At 73.4% G+C, this 2382-nt stretch carries 3 protein-coding genes; 2 read left to right on the top strand and 1 reads right to left on the bottom strand.

What is annotated here, in order from left to right; translation table 11 throughout:
- Positions 1 to 98: 98 nt before the first annotated feature.
- Complete coding sequence (locus ACWEBX_RS39255; RefSeq protein ID WP_451889488.1) at positions 99 to 1367, top strand: FG-GAP-like repeat-containing protein; 1269 nt, start codon at positions 99 to 101, stop codon at positions 1365 to 1367.
- Positions 1368 to 1400: 33 nt separating this feature from the next.
- On the opposite strand, the gene ACWEBX_RS39250 is transcribed toward ACWEBX_RS39255, so the two are convergent.
- Complete coding sequence (locus ACWEBX_RS39250) at positions 1401 to 1778, bottom strand: winged helix-turn-helix transcriptional regulator (protein WP_451889487.1); 378 nt, start codon at positions 1776 to 1778, stop codon at positions 1401 to 1403.
- Between the two features lie 107 nt (positions 1779 to 1885).
- Between ACWEBX_RS39250 and ACWEBX_RS39245 the strand changes: the two genes are divergently transcribed.
- Positions 1886 to 2251 carry a DoxX family protein gene (locus ACWEBX_RS39245; protein ID WP_451889486.1) on the top strand — a complete coding sequence of 122 codons (366 nt, stop codon included), beginning with the start codon at positions 1886 to 1888 and terminating at the stop codon, positions 2249 to 2251.
- The last annotated feature ends 131 nt before the right edge of the window (positions 2252 to 2382 follow it).

The raw sequence follows: 2382 nt of genomic DNA, 5'->3' as shown, positions 1-2382 counted from the left end.
GGCCGAGGCCCGCGATCGAGGTGTAGAAGCCTGCCCCTGTCCTGGCCTCTCCGGCGAACGTCTCCTCGGGTGCCCCCACCGCCGCCGTACCGGGGTCGGTGGGGGCCGACTTCGACGGTGACGGATACCCCGACGTGGCGATCGGCGCCCCGGGCGGCACCGTCAACGGCCGGGCCGGGGCGGGATACTTCACCGTCGTCTACGGCATGGGGCAGGGCCCCGACGGCGTCAAGCGCCAGGTGATCAGCCAGAACCGCTACGGAATCCCCGGCACGGCGGAGGCGGGCGACCGCTTCGGCAGTGACCTGACCGCGGCGGACCTCGACGGCGACGGTTACACCGACCTCGTCGTCGGATCTCCCGGCGAGGACGTCGGCAGCGCACGTGACGTGGGACGCCGGACCGTGCTGTGGGGAAGCGTGGGCGGGCTCATCCAGGCGGCCGTCGTCGGCGAGGGCAGGGCCCCGACCCGGGCCGGCGACTTCGACGGGGACGGGCACCTGGACCTCGCGACGGCGTACGAGACGCGGTTCGGGCCCATCAGCCGTGCCGGTGTCCCGGCCCGCACCGGCCCGCTCGTCGGCACGGACCTCCGCATCCACGCGATGGCGGCGGGCGACGTGGACGGCGACGGCAGGACCGACCTCGTCGTCAGCGGCGGTTCGTGGGACTCGGACGGCGGGACGGTTGCGCCGCCCCACCTGCGACTGCTGCGGGGCACCGAGGACGGTCTCGTGGCAGGCCCGCTCATTGCCGCCGCCGACACCGTGTCCGCGGACGGCGTCGCCCTCGGCGACATCGACCACGACGGCCGCCTGGACGTCGTCTTCGGCCGCAGTACGGCCACCGGCGGCGGGCTCGTGGGCGCCGTACGGGGCACGGAGGGCGGATTCGCGGCGCGGGCCACGCTGATCGGTCAGAACACGCCGGGCGTTCCCGGCACGGGGGAGAGCGGCGACCGCTTCGGCACCGACGTCTCCGTCGGGGACGTCGACGGTGACGGATACGCCGACGTCGTCGCCGGGGTGCCCGGCGAGGACCACGCCGGACGGACCGACGCCGGCACGTTCGCCGTCCTGAGGGGGAGCCGGACGGGCCTGTCCGGCAGCGCCGTCCAGGTCTTCAGCCAGAACACGGCCGGGGTGCCCGGCACGGCCGAGAACGGCGACGCGTTCGGCGGCGGCACCGCCGTCGTCGGCGGGTACGTCGTCGTGTCGGCGCCGAAGGAGAACAGCGGCTCCGGAGGTGTCTGGGTCTTCCCCGGCACCGCCGGGGGCATCACGGCGACCGGATCGGTGAGCTACGGACCGCACACGCTCGCCGCGCCCGAGCCCGGCGCACACCTGGGGGCCGCCTTCCAGCGCTGAGCCCGGCGGCGACACCCCCGGCCCCCACCGGCATCACCCCGCCCGGTCCTCGTAAGCGGCCCTGCTGGCCTCGATCTCCGCGATGTGCTCGATCGCCCATCCGGCCAGTGCGAGGGCCGGCGGAATGAGGCTCTCTCCGGTGGGGGTCAGCGCGTACTCGACGCGGGGCGGGACCTCCGCGTACGCCGTCCTCGACACCAGGCCGTCGCGTTCCAGGTTCCGCAGGGTCAGCGTCAGCATCCGCTGCGAGATGCCGGGAATCTGCCGCTGCAGGTCCGTGAAGCGCAGCCGGCCCTGCTGGAGGGTCGTCACGATCAGCAGCGTCCACTTGTCGCAGATCCGGTCGAGGACGGCGCGGATCGTCCGGCCGCCGTCCCCGCGGATCATGCAGGTGTGCTGGTACTGCGACACGACAACTCCCTGTGGGTAGCGCACATCCATGTGCCTTTTGCGGACCCCCCGACAGTGACTCATCATGGGGCAACTTACGCCTGGTAACCATTGTGCGAGGGGCCGCCATGAACATCGCCTACTGGATCGTCGCAGCGCTGCTGGCGGCCTTCTACCTCTATGCCGGAGGCATCAAGATCCTGCGGAGCCAGGAGCAGTTGCGGCCCATGATGGGATGGGTCGACACCATACCGATGCCGGTGGTGAGGCTCATCGGGACGCTGGAGGTCCTCGGCGCGGCAGGCCTGATCCTGCCGCCGCTCACCGGGATCGCGCCCTGGCTCGCCGTCGCCGCCGCGACGGGTCTCGTCCTGCTCCAGGTCGGCGGCACGGCCGTCCATCTCTCGCGCGGCGAGGCACGGATGATCGGACTCAACATCGCTCTGCTGGCCGCCGCCGCGGCGGCCGTCTGGCTCGGGACCACCTGGCTCTGAGCGGTCCGGTCCGCCACGTGTGAAGCCCGCGGAACGCGAAGGGGCCGGGGGCCCGCCCGAGGGGGCCGGGGCCCCCCCCCCGGACCCGACCGCGCCGGTGGCGGAGGGGGTGTAAGGCGGGGTCGGAGGGA

The organism is Streptomyces sp. NPDC005070, from assembly GCF_053600395.1.
Note: the sequence above shows the minus strand (reverse complement) of the source record. Positions and strands in the feature narration are given on the sequence as shown.

Coding starts and splice junctions, on each gene's coding strand:
- ACWEBX_RS39245 (WP_451889486.1), top strand. CDS start 1,886: ATGAACATCGCCTACTGGATCGTCGCAGCGCTGCTGGCGGCCTTCTAC.